This window comes from Phycicoccus jejuensis, assembly GCF_044797865.1.
Classification (GTDB): domain Bacteria; phylum Actinomycetota; class Actinomycetes; order Actinomycetales; family Dermatophilaceae; genus Phycicoccus; species Phycicoccus jejuensis.
In genome coordinates this window covers 2,757,439-2,774,089 of the sequence record NZ_CP085209.1, presented here as the reverse complement: position 1 = coordinate 2,774,089, position 16,651 = coordinate 2,757,439, and the positions used below count along the sequence as shown (strand labels likewise).

The 16,651-nt window shown below is 73.5% G+C and carries 13 protein-coding genes and 3 tRNA genes; 10 read left to right on the top strand and 6 right to left on the bottom strand.

Annotated elements, in window-relative coordinates:
• Window positions 1-93: 93 nt before the first annotated feature.
• Window positions 94-1,053: a DUF4349 domain-containing protein gene (locus tag LG324_RS13170; protein ID WP_404348555.1), complete on the bottom strand. Its 960-nt coding sequence runs from the start codon at window positions 1,051-1,053 to the stop codon at window positions 94-96.
• 176 nt (window positions 1,054-1,229) lie between these two features.
• On the opposite strand from LG324_RS13170, the gene hemG reads away from it, so the two are divergent.
• The 3 genes from hemG (at window position 1,230) to LG324_RS13155 (ending at window position 4,554) form a co-directional block, all read left to right on the top strand.
• On the top strand, window positions 1,230-2,702 hold the full coding sequence (gene hemG, locus LG324_RS13165) for a protoporphyrinogen oxidase (protein ID WP_404348552.1): 1,473 nt from the start codon (window positions 1,230-1,232) through the stop codon (window positions 2,700-2,702).
• On the top strand, window positions 2,699-3,424 hold the full coding sequence (gene hemQ / locus LG324_RS13160) for a hydrogen peroxide-dependent heme synthase (protein ID WP_404348549.1): 726 nt from the start codon (window positions 2,699-2,701) through the stop codon (window positions 3,422-3,424). The genes hemG and hemQ overlap by 4 nt, the downstream gene beginning before the upstream one ends.
• A gap of 212 nt (window positions 3,425-3,636) precedes the next feature.
• Window positions 3,637-4,554, top strand: coding sequence for a type IV toxin-antitoxin system AbiEi family antitoxin domain-containing protein (locus tag LG324_RS13155; protein WP_404348547.1), 918 nt, complete (start codon window positions 3,637-3,639; stop codon window positions 4,552-4,554).
• Window positions 4,555-4,680: 126 nt separating this feature from the next.
• Here the strand turns inward: LG324_RS13155 and msrB are convergent, their stop codons facing one another.
• On the bottom strand, window positions 4,681-5,106 hold the full coding sequence (msrB, locus tag LG324_RS13150; protein ID WP_404348545.1) for a peptide-methionine (R)-S-oxide reductase MsrB: 426 nt from the start codon (window positions 5,104-5,106) through the stop codon (window positions 4,681-4,683).
• 87 nt (window positions 5,107-5,193) lie between these two features.
• On the opposite strand from msrB, the gene LG324_RS13145 reads away from it, so the two are divergent.
• Window positions 5,194-7,362 carry an ATP-dependent DNA ligase gene (locus LG324_RS13145; protein WP_404348543.1) on the top strand — a complete coding sequence of 723 codons (2,169 nt, stop codon included), beginning with the start codon at window positions 5,194-5,196 and terminating at the stop codon, window positions 7,360-7,362.
• On the top strand, window positions 7,359-8,543 hold the full coding sequence (locus LG324_RS13140) for an alpha/beta hydrolase family protein (protein ID WP_404348540.1): 1,185 nt from the start codon (window positions 7,359-7,361) through the stop codon (window positions 8,541-8,543). The genes LG324_RS13145 and LG324_RS13140 overlap by 4 nt, the downstream gene beginning before the upstream one ends.
• Before the next feature lie 19 nt (window positions 8,544-8,562).
• On the opposite strand, the gene LG324_RS13135 is transcribed toward LG324_RS13140, so the two are convergent.
• Complete coding sequence (locus tag LG324_RS13135) at window positions 8,563-9,306, bottom strand: dihydrofolate reductase family protein (protein WP_404348537.1); 744 nt, start codon at window positions 9,304-9,306, stop codon at window positions 8,563-8,565.
• Window positions 9,307-9,345: 39 nt separating this feature from the next.
• Between LG324_RS13135 and LG324_RS13130 the strand changes: the two genes are divergently transcribed.
• Window positions 9,346-10,317, top strand: a complete 972-nt coding sequence (locus tag LG324_RS13130; protein ID WP_030529044.1) for a polyphosphate kinase 2 family protein — start codon at window positions 9,346-9,348, stop codon at window positions 10,315-10,317.
• On the opposite strand, the gene LG324_RS13125 is transcribed toward LG324_RS13130, so the two are convergent.
• Window positions 10,307-11,986, bottom strand: a complete 1,680-nt coding sequence (locus LG324_RS13125; protein WP_404348534.1) for an acyl-CoA dehydrogenase family protein — start codon at window positions 11,984-11,986, stop codon at window positions 10,307-10,309. The genes LG324_RS13130 and LG324_RS13125 overlap by 11 nt on opposite strands.
• 32 nt (window positions 11,987-12,018) lie before the next feature.
• Here LG324_RS13125 and LG324_RS13120 point away from each other — a divergent pair, with 32 nt between their 5' ends.
• The 4 genes from LG324_RS13120 (at window position 12,019) to LG324_RS13105 (ending at window position 13,504) form a co-directional block, all read left to right on the top strand.
• A complete protein-coding gene (locus LG324_RS13120) occupies window positions 12,019-13,140 on the top strand; it encodes a YihY/virulence factor BrkB family protein (protein ID WP_404348532.1) in 1,122 nt (373 codons plus the stop codon).
• Between the two features lie 108 nt (window positions 13,141-13,248).
• Window positions 13,249-13,321, top strand: a tRNA-Gly gene (locus LG324_RS13115).
• 22 nt (window positions 13,322-13,343) lie between these two features.
• A tRNA-Cys gene (locus LG324_RS13110) sits at window positions 13,344-13,414 on the top strand.
• A 15-nt stretch (window positions 13,415-13,429) separates the two neighbouring features.
• A tRNA-Val gene (locus LG324_RS13105) sits at window positions 13,430-13,504 on the top strand.
• Between the two features lie 609 nt (window positions 13,505-14,113).
• On the opposite strand, the gene LG324_RS13100 is transcribed toward LG324_RS13105, so the two are convergent.
• Together LG324_RS13100 and LG324_RS13095 are read right to left on the bottom strand one after the other, a co-directional pair.
• On the bottom strand, window positions 14,114-14,656 hold the full coding sequence (locus tag LG324_RS13100; RefSeq protein WP_404348530.1) for a DUF1440 domain-containing protein: 543 nt from the start codon (window positions 14,654-14,656) through the stop codon (window positions 14,114-14,116).
• Window positions 14,657-14,876: 220 nt separating this feature from the next.
• Window positions 14,877-16,229 (bottom strand): dihydrolipoyl dehydrogenase family protein, encoded by a 1,353-nt coding sequence (locus tag LG324_RS13095; RefSeq protein ID WP_404348528.1) that lies wholly within the window; start codon window positions 16,227-16,229, stop codon window positions 14,877-14,879.
• Window positions 16,230-16,651 lie beyond the last annotated feature (422 nt).

Genomic DNA, 16,651 nt, shown 5'->3' with positions numbered 1-16,651 from the left:
CGGGACTCCGTGGCAGGGCAGGGGCGTCGCGCGCCGGACGTCGTCGTCGACGGCGAGACCCGGTGGTCCCTGGAGACCGGGCGCCGCTGAGCCTCAGGCCGAGGGGGCGGCCGGCGGGGTCTGCTCCGTCGCGACGGCGACCGGCCGGCGGCGGCGCAGCCACGCGACGAGCGGGACGAGGACGAGCGCCGCGGCGACGCCGAAGGGCAGGACCGCGCCGAGGAGCGTCAGGACGAGCTGCACGGACCGGGTGAACGCCGTCCAGCCCGCGGCGAGCCCGGCGACGAACCCGGTCGGCTCCTCCGTGGGCGCCGCACCGGCCTTCGTCGCGAGCCGGACGGTGACGGGGGAGAGGCTCACCTGGTCGTCGAGGGCGGCGAGCTGCTGCTCCATCGACTCCAGGTCCGCCTGCCGCCGGGACAGCTCGGCCTCGAGGCTCACGACGTCGGCCAGCTTGTCCGCGCGGCCCATGAGCAGGCGGACCCGCTCGACGCTGGCCTTCATCGTCTCGACGCGGGCGGCGGTGTCGACGTACTGACCGGTGACGTCGTCGGTGCTCGTCTGCCGCGACAGGACCTTGCCGGCCTTCCCGACCTCGTCGAGCGTCGCGTCGAGCTTCGCCGTGGGCACCGAGATGGTGATGGTGCCCCAGCTGCCCTGCGCGGCAGGGTCGCTCGAGACCTCCTCCGCGACGACGAGCCCGCCCTGGCGCGTGGCGACGGCCCGCAGGGTCGAGGCGGCCCGCGCGACGTCGCCCACCTCGAGCGAGACGTCGGCGCGCCGCGCCAGCTTGCGCTCGGCCACGGCCGGGACGACCGCCGCCGAGGCGCCGCCCCCTGCGGCCTTGCTGCCCGTGCCCTGCTGGTCCACGGCGGTCGCCGCCTGGTCGCGCGCCTCGACGCTCGCGGCCGGTGCATCGGCCGCACCGCCGGCGGCGGACGACGAGGCGCCGGAGTCGGACGCGCTGCACGCGGCGAGGGCACTGACGCACAGGACGCCGGCGGCCAGGGCGGCGGCGAGGCGTCGGGACGGGGGGAGGGAGGTGGTGGGCACGGGGTGACTCCTTCGTCGGTGGCTCGGTCTCCGCTGGGGCGCCGCACGGTCCGTCGGAGTTCCCCGTCGGCGGTCTCGATGTGGTCACGGGTCGGCATCGGCCGGGTCTCGCCGGACCCCGGTCCGGCGCGCCACCCGCCCGGGAACCCCCGGATGCCCCGTGAGAACCTGAGGACATGCCCGACGCGCCCCCGACCCGGCCCCACGTCGCCGTCGTCGGAGGCGGCATCGCCGGGCTCACCGCGGCCCTCGAGGTGCTCGACGCGCTGCCGGACGCCGACGTCACCGTCCTCGAGGCCGGGGACCGCTTCGGCGGCAAGCTGCGCACCGACGCCGTCGCGGGACTCCTCGTCGACGTCGGCGCCGAGTCGCTGCTCGCCGTCCGGCCCGAGGCCGTCGGGCTGGCCCGGAGGGTCGGCCTCGGGGACGACGACCTCGTCACGCCGGCGACGACCTCCGCCACGCTCTGGTCCCGCGGCGTGCTGCGCCCGCTGCCGCAGGGCACGCTCATGGGCGTCCCGACCGACCCGGAGTCGGCACGCGGCCTGCTCTCGGACGACGAGGTCGCGCGCGCGGCCGACCCGCAGCCGTGGCCGGGTGGCGCCGTCCACGACGACGTGTCGGTCGGCGAGTACGTGTCGCACGTGATGGGTCGCGCCGTCGTCGACCGGCTCGTCGAGCCCCTGCTCGGCGGGGTCTACGCCGGCCACGCGGACCGGCTCTCGCTCCGGGCGACGATGCCGGCGCTCTGGCAGCGTGCGGCGGCCGGTGAGGCCCCGACCGCTGCACCACCCGTCCGGCCGCCCGGCCCCGACGCCCCCGCCGCCGCGCCGCGCCAGCCGTTCGCGGGCATCCGCGGCGGCATCGGCCGGCTGCCCGTCGAGGTCGCCGACGCCCTGCGGGCGCGCGGGGCCCTGCTGCGCACCGGCGCCGTCGTCCGCGGCCTCGAGCGCGCCGGCTCGCGCTGGCGCCTCGTCGTCGGCTCCGCTGCCGACCCCGTCGCGGTCGAGGCCGACGCCGTCGTCCTCGCCCTGCCGCCCGCCCCCACCGCGCGCCTGCTGGCCGACCTGGCGCCGGCCGCGTCCCGGCTGCTCGGCGAGGTCGAGACGGCGTCGATGGCCGTCGTCACCCTCGCGGTGCGCCGGGAGGGGCTGCCCGAGCTGCCCGGGTCGGGCTTCCTCGTGCCGCCGGTCGACGGGCGGAGCATCAAGGCGAGCACCTTCAGCGCCAACAAGTGGGCGTGGGTCGGCGCGCTGTCGCCCGACGTCGTGCACCTGCGTGCCTCGCTCGGCCGGGCCGGGGAGGAGGCCGTCCTCCAGCGGGACGACGCGGACCTCGTGACCCTCGCGGTGGCCGAGGTCGGCGAGGCGCTCGGCGCCCCGCTGACGCCGGTCGTCGACCACCACGTCCAGCGCTGGGGCGGCGCGCTGCCGCAGTACGCGGTCGGCCACGTCGAGCGCGTCGCGGGCGTGCGCGCCGACGTCGCGGGCCTCGCCGGCGTGGAGGTCGCCGGCGCCACCTACGACGGCGTCGGCGTCCCGGCCGTCATCGCCTCCGCGACGACCGCCGCCCGCGCCGTCGTCGAGCACCTGACCTCCGCCGCGGCAGGCGCGGCGAGCACCGCAGCACCCCGAGGAGAGTCGCGATGAGCACCCCCAGCCGCCCCGCCCCGAGCAAGCCCGGCGCGAGCCGCATCCGCGAGATCAACGACACCATCCGCTATGCCATGTGGTCGGTGTTCGCCCTCGCCGAGCCGCTCGGGGACGCCGACCGCGCCGCCCTCGCCGATGAGGTCGAGCAGCTCTTCGCGTCCTTCGGCGCCGAGGACGTCGTGGTCCGCGGCGTCTACGACGTCGCCGGCCTGCGCGCCGACGCCGACCTCATGGTCTGGTGGCACGCTCCGACCATCGAGGCGCTCCAGCAGGCGTACCACGCGCTCCTGCGCACCGAGCTCGGGCAGCACCTCGACCCGGTGTGGTCGGTCGCGGCCCTCCACCGCCCGGCCGAGTTCAACAAGAGCCACATCCCGGCGTTCATGGCCGACGAGGAGGCGCGGAAGTACGTCTGCGTCTACCCGTTCGTGCGCTCGTACGAGTGGTACGTCATGGACGACAAGGAACGCCGCGACATGCTCGTCGAGCACGGGCAGATGGCGCGCGAGTACCCGGACGTGCGAGCCAACACCATCGCGGCGTTCGCCCTCGGCGACTACGAGTGGGTGCTGGCCTTCGAGGCCGACGAGCTGCACCGCATCGTCGACCTCATGCGCGAGCTGCGCGCGTCCAAGGCGCGGCTGCACGTCCGCGAGGAGATCCCCTTCTACACCGGCCCCCTCGTCGAGGTGCGCGACCTCGTCGCCCGCCTGCGCTGACCCTCCGCCGCCCCGCCCGACCCACATCATCCGCACCACGCGTATCGGGTGACCCGATACGGCCGCGCTGTACCCGAGAACCGTTGTCGGGTGAGGCGCGGCCTTGTCAGTGGCAAGGGGCGTCGTCCACAGGGCGCGTCACCGAGCGCGGTCGTCCACAGATCGGGTCGACCCCGATGACGTGACCCGTCGCGCCGCCCGACGCTGGCCCGATGGATGACGCACTCCGAGCGCTGGCCGACGCCCAGGGCGGTGTCTTCACGACGATGCAGGCCCGGCGCATCGGGGTCGGGGACCGTGGCCTGGCGCGGCTGCGGCGGGACAAGGAGGTGCACGCCGTCGCGCGCTCCGTCTCCAGCACCACGCCGTGGCGGGACGGTCGGGTCGATGCCCGCCTCCTCGTGCGGACACGCGGGGCGCTGGCCCTGTACCCGGACTCGTACGCGGTCGGTGCCTCCGCTCTCGTGCTGGCCGGCGTGCCGGTCCACCGGGTCGGCTCCGACCGGGCCGACGTCGCGCGACCCGTCCATCGCGAGGTGCTGACGGACCTGTGCCGGATCCGTCCGCCGCACCCGTCGCTGCGGTCCTCGACGAGCCCGTCGACGGCACCGGGGCTGGCCGAGGCCATCGTGCAGACCGCGCTCGACCACGGCCACGTCGCCGCCGTCGTGGCGGCCGACCACGCCCTGCACCACGGGTTGGTCACCCGCGCCGAGATCGAGGCGGTCGCCGACCTCGTCGAGGGATGGCCCGAGTCGGCCCGGGTGCGCACGACGGTCGCCCTCATGGACGGACGCTCCGAGTCGGTCGGTGAGTCGCTGGCGCGCCGGTTCGTCGTCGCCCTGGGCTGGCGCGTCACGCCGCAGCTACCCCTGCGGGACGCCGCCGGGGTCTTCGGCTACGGGGACCTCGGGGTCGACGGCACGAACCTCGTGCTGGAGTTCGACGGCCGGGTCAAGTACGCGAGCGACGCGGACGCGCTCTGGAAGGAGAAGCGCCGCGAGGACCGCGGGCGCCGGGCCGGCTACCTCTTCGAGCGCATCATCTGGTCCGAGCTCGATGCGCCGGCGGTCCTGGGACCGCGGCTGACGGCGGCGCGCGCCAGGGCCGAGCGCCGGCCGGACGCCTGACGCGGCCGGCCATCCCGGACAACGGTGCGCCTCACCCGAGAACGGAACTCGGGTGAGGCGCGGTCGTATCGGGTGACCCGATACGCGTGTGACGAGCGGGGTGGGGGGCGGCGCGGTGCGGGCGGGTCAGGCGTCGGTGGCCGGGCGCAGCGTCATGCTGATCGAGTTGATGCAGTAGCGCTGGTCGGTCGGGGTGTCGAACCCCTCGCCCTCGAAGACGTGCCCGAGGTGGCTGCCGCACGCGGCGCAGCGGACCTCGACGCGCTTCATGCCCATCGAGCGGTCCTCGAGCAGCTCGACGGCGTCGCCGGCCAGCGGGCTCCAGAACGACGGCCAGCCGCAGTGCGACTCGAACTTCGTGTCCGACTCGAACAGCTCGGCGCCGCACGCCCGGCAGGCGTACACGCCGGTGGTCTTGCTGTCGGTGTACTCCCCGACCCACGGGCGCTCGGTCCCGGCCTCGCGGAGCACCTGGTACTCGGCGGGCGAGAGCTGCTCGCGCCACTCGGCGTCGGTCTTGCGGACGGTGTACTCGTGACCGGTGGGCTTCATCGTCATGTCCGTCCCAACACCACGCGCGCCCCGATGGTTCCCGCCGCGTCCACCCGCCCGTCGGCACCCGTCGTTAGGCTCCGGGACATGGCCGATGCACAGATCGTCGAGGTCGAGGGGCCGCACGGCGTCCGGCAGGTCCGCCTGAGCAGCCCCGACCGGCTCATGTGGCCCGACGCGGGGATCACCAAGGGGGACCTCGCGGGGTACGTCCGGGCGGTCGGCGACTGCCTCGTGCGCCACATCGGCGACCGGCCGGTCACCCTCCAGCGCTTCCCCGAGGGCATCGAGGGCGAGGAGTTCTACCAGAAGAACCCCCCGAAGGGGATGCCCGACTGGGTCGGCACGGTCGGCTGCCGCTACCCGAGCGGCCGGCGCCATCCGCAGATCGTCGTCGACGAGGTCGCGACCGCGGTCTGGGCCGTGCAGATGAACACGGTCACCTTCCACCCGTGGCCGGTGCGCACCGCCGACACCGACCGTCCGGACGAGCTGCGCATCGACCTCGACCCGCAGCCCGGGCGCGCGTTCTCCGACGCCGTCGAGGCCGCGGTCGCCCTGCGCGAGCTGATGGGCGAGCTCGGGCTCACGGCCTGGGCCAAGACGAGCGGCAACCGCGGCGTGCACGTCTACGCGCGCGTGGCGCCGACGCACGAGTTCCTCGACGTGCGCCACGGCGTCATCGGCATCGCCCGCGAGCTCGAGCGCCGCCTGCCCGACCTCGTCACCGCGTCGTGGTGGAAGGAGGAGCGCGGCGAGCGCGTCTTCGTCGACTTCAACCAGGCCTGCCGCGACCGCACCATCGCGTCGGCGTACAGCCCGCGCCCGCTGCCCGGTGCGCCGGTCTCGATGCCGGTCACCTGGGACGAGCTGCCCACCGTCTCGCCCGGCGACTTCACCGTGCTGACCGTCCCCGACGTCCTCGAGGACCGCGGCGACGCCTGGGAGGGCATCGACGGCACCGTCGGTGACGTCACCACGGCGATCGCCCTGTGGGACAGGGATGTCGAGGAGCGCGGCCTCGGAGAGCTCAACTTCCCACCCGACTACCCGAAGATGCCGGGCGAGCCGCCGCGCGTGCAGCCGAGCAAGCGCCGCCAGGACAAGGCCGACGCCGAGTACATGGCGCCCAAGGCCGAGCGCGACGCCGCGCTGCGCGAGGAGTGGGGGATGCCCGTCGTGCCCCCGGTCGCGCCGATGCTCGCCAAGCCGGTCAAGGGCCTCGACGCGAAGGTGCTGCGCGACACCGAGGTCGTCTACGAGCCGAAGTGGGACGGGTTCCGCTCCATCGTCTTCCGCTCCGGCGACCGCGTCGAGATCGGCAGCCGCAACGAGAAGCCGATGACGCGCTACTTCCCCGAGGTCGTCGAGGCGGCGCTGGCCAACCTGCCCGAGCGCTGCGTCGTCGACGGCGAGATCATCGTCGTCCGGCCGGGGGAGGACCGGCTCGACTTCGAGCTGCTCAGCCAGCGCATCCACCCGGCGGCCAGCCGGGTCACGAAGCTGTCCGTCGAGACGCCGGCCCGGTTCGTGGCGTTCGACCTGCTGGCCCTGGGCGACGACGACCTGACCGGCCGGCCCTTCGCCGAGCGCCGCGCCCTGCTCGAGGAGGCCCTCGCCGACGCGCAGGCCCCCGTCCACCTCACCCCCGCGACGCGCGACCCCGGGATCGCCGCCGGGTGGTTCACCGAGTTCGAGGGGGCGGGCCTCGACGGGCTCGTCGCCAAGCCGGCCGACGGGGCGTACGAGCCGGACAAGCGGACGATGCTCAAGATCAAGCACGAGCGCACGGCCGACTGCGTCGTCGCCGGCTACCGCACCCACAAGTCCGGCGACGACGTCATCGGCAGCCTGCTCCTCGGCATCCACGACGCCGACGGCACGCTCGTGTCCGTGGGGGTCATCGGCGCGTTCCCGATGGCCCGCCGCAAGGAGCTGTTCGAGGAGCTCCAGCCGCTCGTCACGGGCTTCGACGACCACCCGTGGGCCTGGGCGAAGCAGGAGGAGGGCAACCGGACCCCGCAGAACGCGGCCGGCAGCCGGTGGGCCGCCGGGAAGGACCTCTCCTTCACGCCGCTGCGGCCCGAGCGCGTCGTGGAGGTGCGCTACGACCACATGGAGGGTGTGCGCTTCCGGCACACCGCCCAGTTCGTGCGCTGGCGCCCTGACAAGGACCCGGCGGACTGCACGTACGAGCAGCTCGACGAGCCGGTCTCGTACGACCTCTCGGCCGTCCTGGCCGGGGAGCCCACGTGACCGAGCGCGCACCGACCCGGGCCGGCCGTGCTCGTCGCCTCGCCCTCGCCGGCGCTGCCGTCGGGGGGACGGCCGCCCTCGCGTCCGGTGGTGGGTCCGTCGCCGCCGCGGCCTACTTCGCCCGCAGGGTCGTCACCCCCGAGCGGGCCCGACCCGACGACGTCGTCGTCCACTCCGCCGACGCCACGAGCGTCGTCCTCGGCACGACCGCCGAGACGGTCGTCCCCGGTCGCTACGGGCTGTGGCTCGAGGGCGGCCTCGGGCACGCCCGCTACGGCGAGGTCCTCGAGCTCGACGCGACGGCCGGCCGCGTCCGCCGCGAGCTGCTCGGGGTCGACCGCGGCGTGCTCGCGCCCGGCACGGCACGCTTCAACCCCTACTTCCACGGCAGCGCCCCCGACGACAGCCTCGACCTGCCGACCGAGCACGTCACCTACGACGGCGAGCTCGGCCCGATGCCCGCCTGGGTCGTCACGCCGGACGGTGTGCCGACCACGCGCTGGGCGGTGCTCGTGCACGGCCGCGGTGCCCGGCGCGAGGAGACGGTCCGGGCGCTCGCGCCCCTGCTCGCCGAGGGATGGACCTGTCTCGTGCCGACCTACCGCAACGACGAGGGCGTCCCCGCCGGCCCCGACGGCCGGTACGCCCTCGGCCTGTCGGAGTGGCGCGACATCGACGCCGCGATGGGTTACGCCCTGGGCCGCGGCGCCGAGGAGCTGCTGCTCGCCGGCTGGTCGATGGGGGGAGCCATCGTGCTCCAGGCCCTCGACCGGTCGGTGCACGCCGACGCGGTCGGCCGGGTCGTCCTCGACGGGCCGGTCGTCGACTGGGGCGACGTCCTCGCGCACCATGCGCACGAGCACCACATCCCGCCGCCGGTCGGCTCGCTCGCGCGCCTCCTGATGCGCCACCGGCTCGGGCACCGGCTGGTGGGGGTGCACGAGGGCGTCGACCTCGCCCTCACCGACTGGGTGCGGCGCGCCGACGAGCTGCGCCACCGCGTGCTGCTCATCCACTCCGCCGACGACGAGTTCGTGCCCTTCGGTCCGTCGCTGGCGCTCGCCCAGGCGCGCCCGGACCTCGTGCAGTTCCACGAGTGGCGGCTGGCGCGGCACTGCAAGGAGTGGAACACAGACCCCGAGCGGTGGGAGTCGCTCGTCCGCGAGTTCGCCTCGGGCTGAAACCAGTTGGCGGCGCCGGTCAGCGGCGGACGCGCCAGAGGCCGAGCAGGGTGCCCGACTCCTCGAGCAGCAGGTGGGGCCGGAGCGCGACGCCGTCCGGGACGGCGAGGGCCGGCCCGCCGACGATCCGCGGGAAGTCGCCGCCGACCACCACCGGGGCCGTCGTCAGCGCCATCTCGTCGACGACGCCGGCCGCGAGCGCCGTGCCGAGGAGCGACGGCCCGCCCTCCACGAGCACGTGCCGCAGCCCGCGCTCGGCCAGGCGGTCCAGCGCCTCCGGGAGGTCGACCTCGTCGTCGCCGCACACGAGCACCGACTCCTCGCCGAGCACGGAGCGCGCCCGTGCGAGCGCCGCGTCGCCGGCGGACGCGCAGGTGACGAGCAGGCCCGCGCCGCGTCCCTCCGTCGGCGTGTGCAGGCCCTTGGGCACGCGACCGCTGCGGGTCACGACGACGAGGGCCGCCGGAACCGGGGAGCGACGGGTGGGCGGGACGCGGGTGTAGCCCTCGTCGCGCACGGTGCCCGCGCCGACGAGCACCGCGTCGGCGTGGTCGCGCAGGACCGCGAAGACGCGGTGGTCGGCCGGGGTGTTGACCGACCCGCTCGTCCCGTCCGCGCCGGTGGCGGAGCCGTCGAGCGTCGTCACCATGTTGGAGCGCACCCAGCGGCGGTGCCGTGCAGGCGCGTAGAGGTCGACGAGGTCGGCGGCCGTGACCCGGCTGCCGGGGGAGGCGGGACGGCGGGGGTCGATGAGCACGCGCACGACGGCATCCTCGCAGCCCGGTTCTGCGAGGATGCCGAGATGGGCAAGCGCAAGGGCAAGGGGACGAAGGCCGGCCGGGCCGTCGAGGCGGCCGACCTCGAGGGCAAGGCGGCGAAGAAGGCGCGCAAGAAGCGCGAGGCGGCCGCGCAGGCGCGTGCGGACGAGGCGGTCGAGGCCGCGTCCTGGTCGGAGGCCCTCCGGTTCCGACCCGGTGACCGGCTCAGTGACGTCGACCCGGGCTCGACGCCCGGCTTCGACGGCAAGAAGTCCGACGGTGAGGAGGTCATGGTCGAGCTCCAGCAGCGGCTGTCCGACCTCCAGGAGCGCCTCTTCGCCGAGTCCAAGGGCGGCGGCACGCGCTCGGTGCTCCTCGTCATCCAGGGGATGGACACCTCCGGCAAGGGCGGCATCATGCGCCACGTCGTCGGGGCCGTCGACCCGCAGGGCGTGCGCATCACCTCCTTCAAGGCGCCGAGCGCCGAGGAGAAGCGGCACCCGTTCCTCTGGCGCATCCGCAGGGCGCTGCCGACGCCGGGGCTCATCGGCGTCTTCGACCGCTCGCACTACGAGGACGTGCTCATCGTCCGCGTCCACGACCTCGTGCCGCGCACGACGTGGTCGCGCCGGTACGGCCAGATCAACCGGTTCGAGGAGCAGGTGGTCGCCGACGGCACGACGGTCGTCAAGGTGATGATGCACCTCTCACCCGAGGAGCAGAAGGAGCGCCTCGGGGAGCGGCTCTCGCGGGGCGACAAGTACTGGAAGTACAACCCCGGCGACCTCGACGAGCGGGCCCGCTGGACGGACTACATGGAGGCGTACCAGGTTGCGCTGGAGCGCTGCTCGACGGACGCCGCGCCGTGGCACGTCGTCCCGGCCGACCGCAAGTGGTACGCCCGGCTGGCCGTGACCAACCTCCTGCTCGAGGCGCTCGAGCGGATGGACCCGCAGTGGCCCGCGGCCGACTTCGACGTCGAGGCCGAGCGCGAGCGGCTCGAGCTCAGCCCCTGACCGGCCCGTCGGCGGCCCCGGGCGGCAGCGCCCGGTCGACGACGATGCCCGCCGTCGTGACTCCGACGGCGTCCGACAGCGTCCCGAAGACCGCGCCGTGCTCGCGGCGGACGCGGCTCGCGACGAAGGCGTCGGCGACCGGGCCGGGGGAGTGGCGCACGAGGAGCGCCGCCTGCAGGGTGACGGCGAGCCGCTCGACGACGCGGCGCGCGTTCCAGGCGGCGTCGGGCTCCATCGCCTCGGCCCCTGCGTGCTCGCACGCGTCGATGGCGGCGTCCAAGGCGGGGTCGTGGCCGCGGGCGAGGGCGAGCTCCTGGCCGAGCGCCGCGAGCGAGGCGGGCTCGCGGGTCAGCGCGCGCAGCACGTCGAGCGCGCCCACGTTGCCCGAGCCCTCCCAGAGCGAGTTGAGCGGCGCCTCGCGGTAGAGGCGGGCGAGCCCGTTCTCCTCGACGTACCCGTTGCCGCCGAGGCACTCCAGCGCCTCGGCGACCATCGGCGCGGTGCGCTTGCACACCCAGAACTTGCCGAGGGCGACGCCGAGCCGCGCGAGGTCGTGCTCGCCGGCGTCGACCGCGTGGGCCAGGCGCATCCCGAGCACGGTGGCCGCCTCGGACTCCAGCGCGAGGTCGGCGAGCACGTTGCGCATGAGCGGCTGGTCGAAGAGCGCCGCCCCGAAGGCCCGGCGGTGACGGGCGTGGTGCACGGCACGGGTCAGCGCGGCCCGCATCGTCGCCGCCGAGCCGAGGACGCAGTCCAGCCGGGTCGAGGACACCATCTCGATGATGGTGCGGACGCCGCGCCCCTCGTCGCCGACGCGCGAGGCCCACGCGCCGTCGAGCTCGATCTCGGAGCTCGCGTTGGCGCGGTTGCCGAGCTTGTCCTTGAGCCGCTGGAGGTGGAGCGCGTTGCGGGTGCCGTCGTCGAGGACGCGGGGGAGGAGGAAGCAGGTGAGCCCGCCGTCGGCCTGCGCGAGGACGAGGAAGCCGTCGCTCATCGGGGCGGAGCAGAACCACTTGTGGCCGGTCAGCCGGTAGGTCTCGCCGGGCAGTGGACCGCCGGCAGTCAGGACGGCCCGCGTCGTGTTGGCGCGCACGTCCGAGCCGCCCTGCTTCTCGGTCATGCCCATGCCGAGGGTGAGGCCCTGCTTGTCGGCCCGCGGCCGCAGGACGGGGTCGTAGACGCGCGCCGCGAGCCCCGGCACCCAGGCGTCGGCGAGCTCCCGCGCGTGGCGCAGCGCCGGCACCGCCGAGTAGGTCATCGAGACCGGGCACGGGTGCGCGGCCTCGACCTGGGACCAGAGCACGAAGCCCGCCGCCCGGCGTGCGTGCGCCCCGCTGCCGGCCGGTCGCGTCCACGGCTCGGCGGTCAGGCCCTCGCCGACCGCGACCTCGAGCAGCCGGTGGTAGTGCGGGTGGTAGTCGACCTCGTCGAGGCGCTCGCCCGTCGGCGCGTGCGTCCGGAGCGTCGGCGGCACCCGGTCGGCGTGGTCGGCCCAGGTCCGCACCTCGGGGGTCCCGGCGAGCCGGCCGAGGGCCCCGAGCGCGTCGGCGGCGCCACCGTCGGCCGGGCGCACCCAGCGCTCCACGGCCTCGGTCAGGGCCGCGTCGGCGGCGAGGACGTCGTGCCCCTCCATCGGCGGCACCTGGTTGGTCACGTCGTGGGTGCGCACCGATGCACTGTACGGCGGATACCGTGGGCGGCATGACCGACGCGAAGCGCCGCGTGAGCCGGGCCCTCGCGCGGGTCCCGGGGGCGCTGCCGCTCGCTCGTCTGACGGTGGTGACCACGCGGGTCTGCCTGCGATACCGGGTCACCGGCCTGGCGTCCGAGGCGGGGTTCTTCGCGCTGCTCTCGCTGCCGCCTCTCGTCCTGGGGCTCTTCGGCGGGCTCGGCTACCTCGGCGGCGCGCTCGGGCCGGACACCGTCGACGAGGTGCGCGTGGCCATCCTGCGGTACGCGACGCAGTTCCTCACGCCGCAGGTCATCAACTCGGTCCTCGGGCCGACCGTCGACGACGTCCTGCGCGGCGGACGCTTCGACCTGCTGTCGATCGGTTTCGTCCTCTCGCTGTGGTCCGGCTCGCGCGCGGTCAACGTCTTCGTCGACACCATCTCGATCATGTACGGCCAGTCGGGGGTGCGCGGCATCATCCAGACGCGGGCGCTGTCGTTCTCGCTCTACGTCGTCGCGCTGCTCCTCGGCATCGTCACGATCCCGCTCGTGCTCCTCGGCCCGACGCTCCTCGGCGACCTGCTGCCGACCGCGTGGCACCCGCTGACCCTGCTCTACTGGCCGCTCGTCACGCTGCTGACCGTCGGGGGGCTCACGAGCCTCTACCACGTGTCCACGCCACGCCGGTCGCCGTGGACCCGGGACGTGCCGGGCGCGGTCCTCACCCTCGTGATCTGGGCGCTGGCCTCGTTCGTCGTGCGCGGCTCGATCGCCGCCTCGCTCGGCGGCACGTCCATCTACGGGCCGCTCTCGGCGCCGATCGTCATCCTCATCTGGCTCTACGCCCTCGCCATCGCGGTGCTCATCGGCGCCGCGCTCAACGGCGCCATCCGCGAGCTGTGGCCGGCCGACGAGCGCCGCGCGCTGCACACGCGCCTCCTCGACCGGATCCGTCACCGCTCGGTGGCCGCACCGGCCGCGCCGCGCGACCCCTTCGGCGACTACCGGCGCACGGGGGAGACCGACGAGCTCGACCTGCGCAGCCTGCGCACCGCCGCCAGCCAGCCGATCACGCCCCTGTCCAACGCCGCCGAGCCCGCCGAGACGCCCGCTTCGCGCGAGGTCCTCGCGGGCTCCGAGAACGACCGCTGAGCGCCCGACGGGCCTCCCGCGGCCCCGGTTTGGAGTTCGCGGCACGGGTCGGATACTGTTTCGGAGCACGCCGAGAGGGGATGCCGAAAGGGATCGCTTCCGACGCGCGCGGATGTAGCTCAGTTGGTAGAGCGCAACCTTGCCAAGGTTGAGGTCGCCGGTTCGAACCCGGTCATCCGCTCGGAGGGTTAGCCGCCCCCAATGGTGGAGTGGCCGAGAGGCGAGGCAGCGGCCTGCAAAGCCGCGTACACGGGTTCAAATCCCGTCTCCACCTCGAGTAGGACCCCACGGGCGATTGGCGCAGCGGTAGCGCGCTTCCTTGACACGGAAGAGGTCACTGGTTCAAACCCAGTATCGCCCACCATCGAGAACGGCCCCTGACCTGCGGAAACGCAGAGTCGGGGGCTGTTTCGCTTTCCGTCGTGCTACCCAAGTGCTATCCCGCTTCGACAGCGCCGGCCGTTCGCGACCTCCTGGAGGCGGCATGCTGACCTTCGGCCGCTCGGACGGCTGGGCGCCCAACGCCGAGTAGTTCTTCCTGTCTCGGTTGGTGCTCGAGACCAAAGGTCACGAAGGAGCACCGTGGGAACATGCAGCTGAGTCCGACCGGCGCCCTACCGGTTCGACTCAGCTCGTCTACTACCGAAGTCTCAAGCCGCGATCCGGCGTCCCCTGTGACGTCACGGTCAGGTCCGGAGTGGTCGTTGCCGGATGCGTCCTGCCGCCGCGCAGCGCGCGTCTCCAGCCGCGACGCTGCGTCCACTGTGTGTGCCCCACTCCGCCCAAATTGGGCTAGCCATCTACAGGCAAGCAGTAGGCGTTGCCGTACGACGGTCCAGTCCCGGCGAGGGCCCCGGACGGGTCATACGGGCATCTCGTGCCGCTTGAGTGAAGCCGCAGCGGGCATGACCAGCCAGTTCCCGCTAGGCGTTCCAGTAAGGGACGGCCCCAGATCGCCGATGTGCTGCGTGAGTCAAGGCCCGCTCGTGCCTACCCGTCGGTCTGCCGTCGAGGTACGCCCTCTGCCTACCGCCCATCCGGCCTCGACGGTCCCGGCGACGGCGAGCCCGAAGACCAGGTGCGCGATGACTCCGCGGAGGTGCGTGCTGAGCGGATAGTCGAGGTTTGCTGCGGAGAACCCGAAGGCGGGGGTGATGAGTTCGTCGGCGACGATACTCATGGCCGCACCGGTCGCGAGCCCGGCGATTGGCGGAGACCACCCGGTGCTACGCCGCAGGAGGGGATAGAGCGGCGCCCACTGGATGGCCAGGCCGTGGTGGAAGGCCAGGCTCAAGCGATCCAGCTGCTCGTCGCTGAGATCCAAGCCGACGCGGCGGCTGAGCTTCTCTGCTGCGACCCGGTACGGCGGTCCCGGGCGTACGGCGTCCTCGCGCACTCGGTCAGCTGCGGACTCCATGTCGTACAACTTCATGCTGACCGGTTCCATGGCCTTGGTGCCGACGTATCCCGCGGCGACGGCCAGGACCAGGTCAAGGGCGGCTTGTCGGATGTGCACCGTTCCTCCAAAGGTCGCGTTGAAAGGTTGTCACGGCGGCTGAGCATCCGCGCCGGGATGTAGCCGTGGTGTGCCTGCTAGTCACGCCATCCCGCGGCGTCGGGCTGGGTCGCGGGCCGACGGCAACGGCTTCGCGACCGCGGCGGCTGAGTTGTGCTCGGCGACGACACGTCCGCGAGGCGAGCCTGATGAACGGGCGGCCCGGAAGGTCAGAGGGCTCTCACAGCATCGAGCCCAGGTCGGACCCGGTGGTGGGGTAGGCGGCTGTCGCGGATTTGAGTTGCCGAGTGGTGAGGCCGAGCTTGATGGCCAGGCCGAGGGTGTTGATCAGTTCGCCGTATTCGGGTCCGAGGAGGTGGGCGCCGACGATCTGGTCGTTGGTCTGGTCGATGAGGATCTTCGCGGCTGCGGTTGTCTCCCCGATGCGGTAGTTGGAGTACCAGTCGCTGGTGTCGTTGTAGCGGACGATGAGGACGATGCCGATGTCGCGGGCCTCGGCCTCGAGCATGCCGACGCGGGCAAGTTCAGGGATGGTGAAGACCGCGGTGGGGATGCCTGAGTAGTCCGGGGCCGTGGTGGTGTCCTTGAGCATGTTGGAGGCGGCGACCTTGGCTTCGGAGACCGCGACCGGGGTGAGCGGCATTCCCGCTGTGTCGGCTGAGTCCCCGGCCGCCCAGACGTGGGGATTCGTGATGCTCTGCAGGTAGTCGGCGACGTGGATGCCGTGCTCGCCCCACTCGACGCCCGCGGCGTCGAGTCCCAGGTCAGCCAGGTCCGCGACGCGTCCGGCGCCGTGGACGACGAGGTCGGTCTCGACCGTCTCCTGGTCACCGTCGCGTTCCAGGGTGACCTGGTAGCCATCACCGGACGGCCGTACCTCGCGGATAGTGGTGGTGCGGCGCAGTTGGATACCGATCTCGTGGCCACGGTCGACCAGCAGCTCGACGAGGTTCGGGTCGAAGTTCTTCAGTGGGCGCTCGCCACGGTCGACGATGGTCGGCGAGCTGCCGGCACGGACGGCGATGTGGGCGAACTCGAAGGAGATGAAACCGCCGCCGACGAACAGAATCCGGGAGGGGAGGTGCTCGAGGTTCAGGAAGTCGGTGCTGTCGATGAGGTGCTCGTGGCCCGGGAAGTCCAGGGGGCGGGGGCGGGCGCCGGTGGCGACCAGGAAGCGGTGTGCGTCGTAGGGGGTGCCCTCGATCTCCAGTTGGCGTGGGCCGGTGAACCTGGCGCGGCCGTGGAGGGTGGTAACCCCGTTGCCGGTGAGGCCGTCCTCCACGTTCTGGGGCACCGGGTCGGTGAAGCCGTGCTTGTGCTTCATCAGGTCGGCCCAGTTGATGGAAAGGTCAGCGTCGTCGATGCCCTTGCCGCGCATCAGCCGTGCGCTGTCGATGACCTCGGCCCCGCGGCGCAGGATCTTCTTCGGATCGCACCCCCGCAGCGCGCAGGTGCCTCCGTAGGGCAGGGAGTCCACGATGGCCACCTTCCATCCCTGCGCCGCGCACTTGTTGGCGGCGGCGACACCGGCCATGCCGGCGCCGATGACGATCAGGTCGAACTGTTCATTCATCTGCATCTCTCCATAGTGGAATGGTTGTAAGAGGCGGTGGGTTGGGGCGACCAGGTAGGTGTTTGGCGATCCGTTGGCGACGCGCAGCAGCCAGCTACCCTTCAGGTACGTGCTGACGAGCTCGATCTGACCGCCGCGCGGGCGGGCGGCAAGCCCGGGCCCAAGCGCCGCGGTGCAGCATCCACGCTGCGGCGAAGAACGCGGCAGCGCCGAGGAAGAACGGCCAGGACGCGGGCCCGTTCACGCTGGCCCCTGCGGTAGTTGCAGCCGTACCGGCGCCGGCCACGGCCAAGGGGGCGCCACAGCAGAGGCCGAGCATCGCCAACCCTGCTCCGATGAAGGCGGCCACAGCGCCGAGCCCTGCCGCGATGACCGCGAACAGCCGCAATGCGAGACGGCCGGCGGCTCCGGCAAGGTGGGGT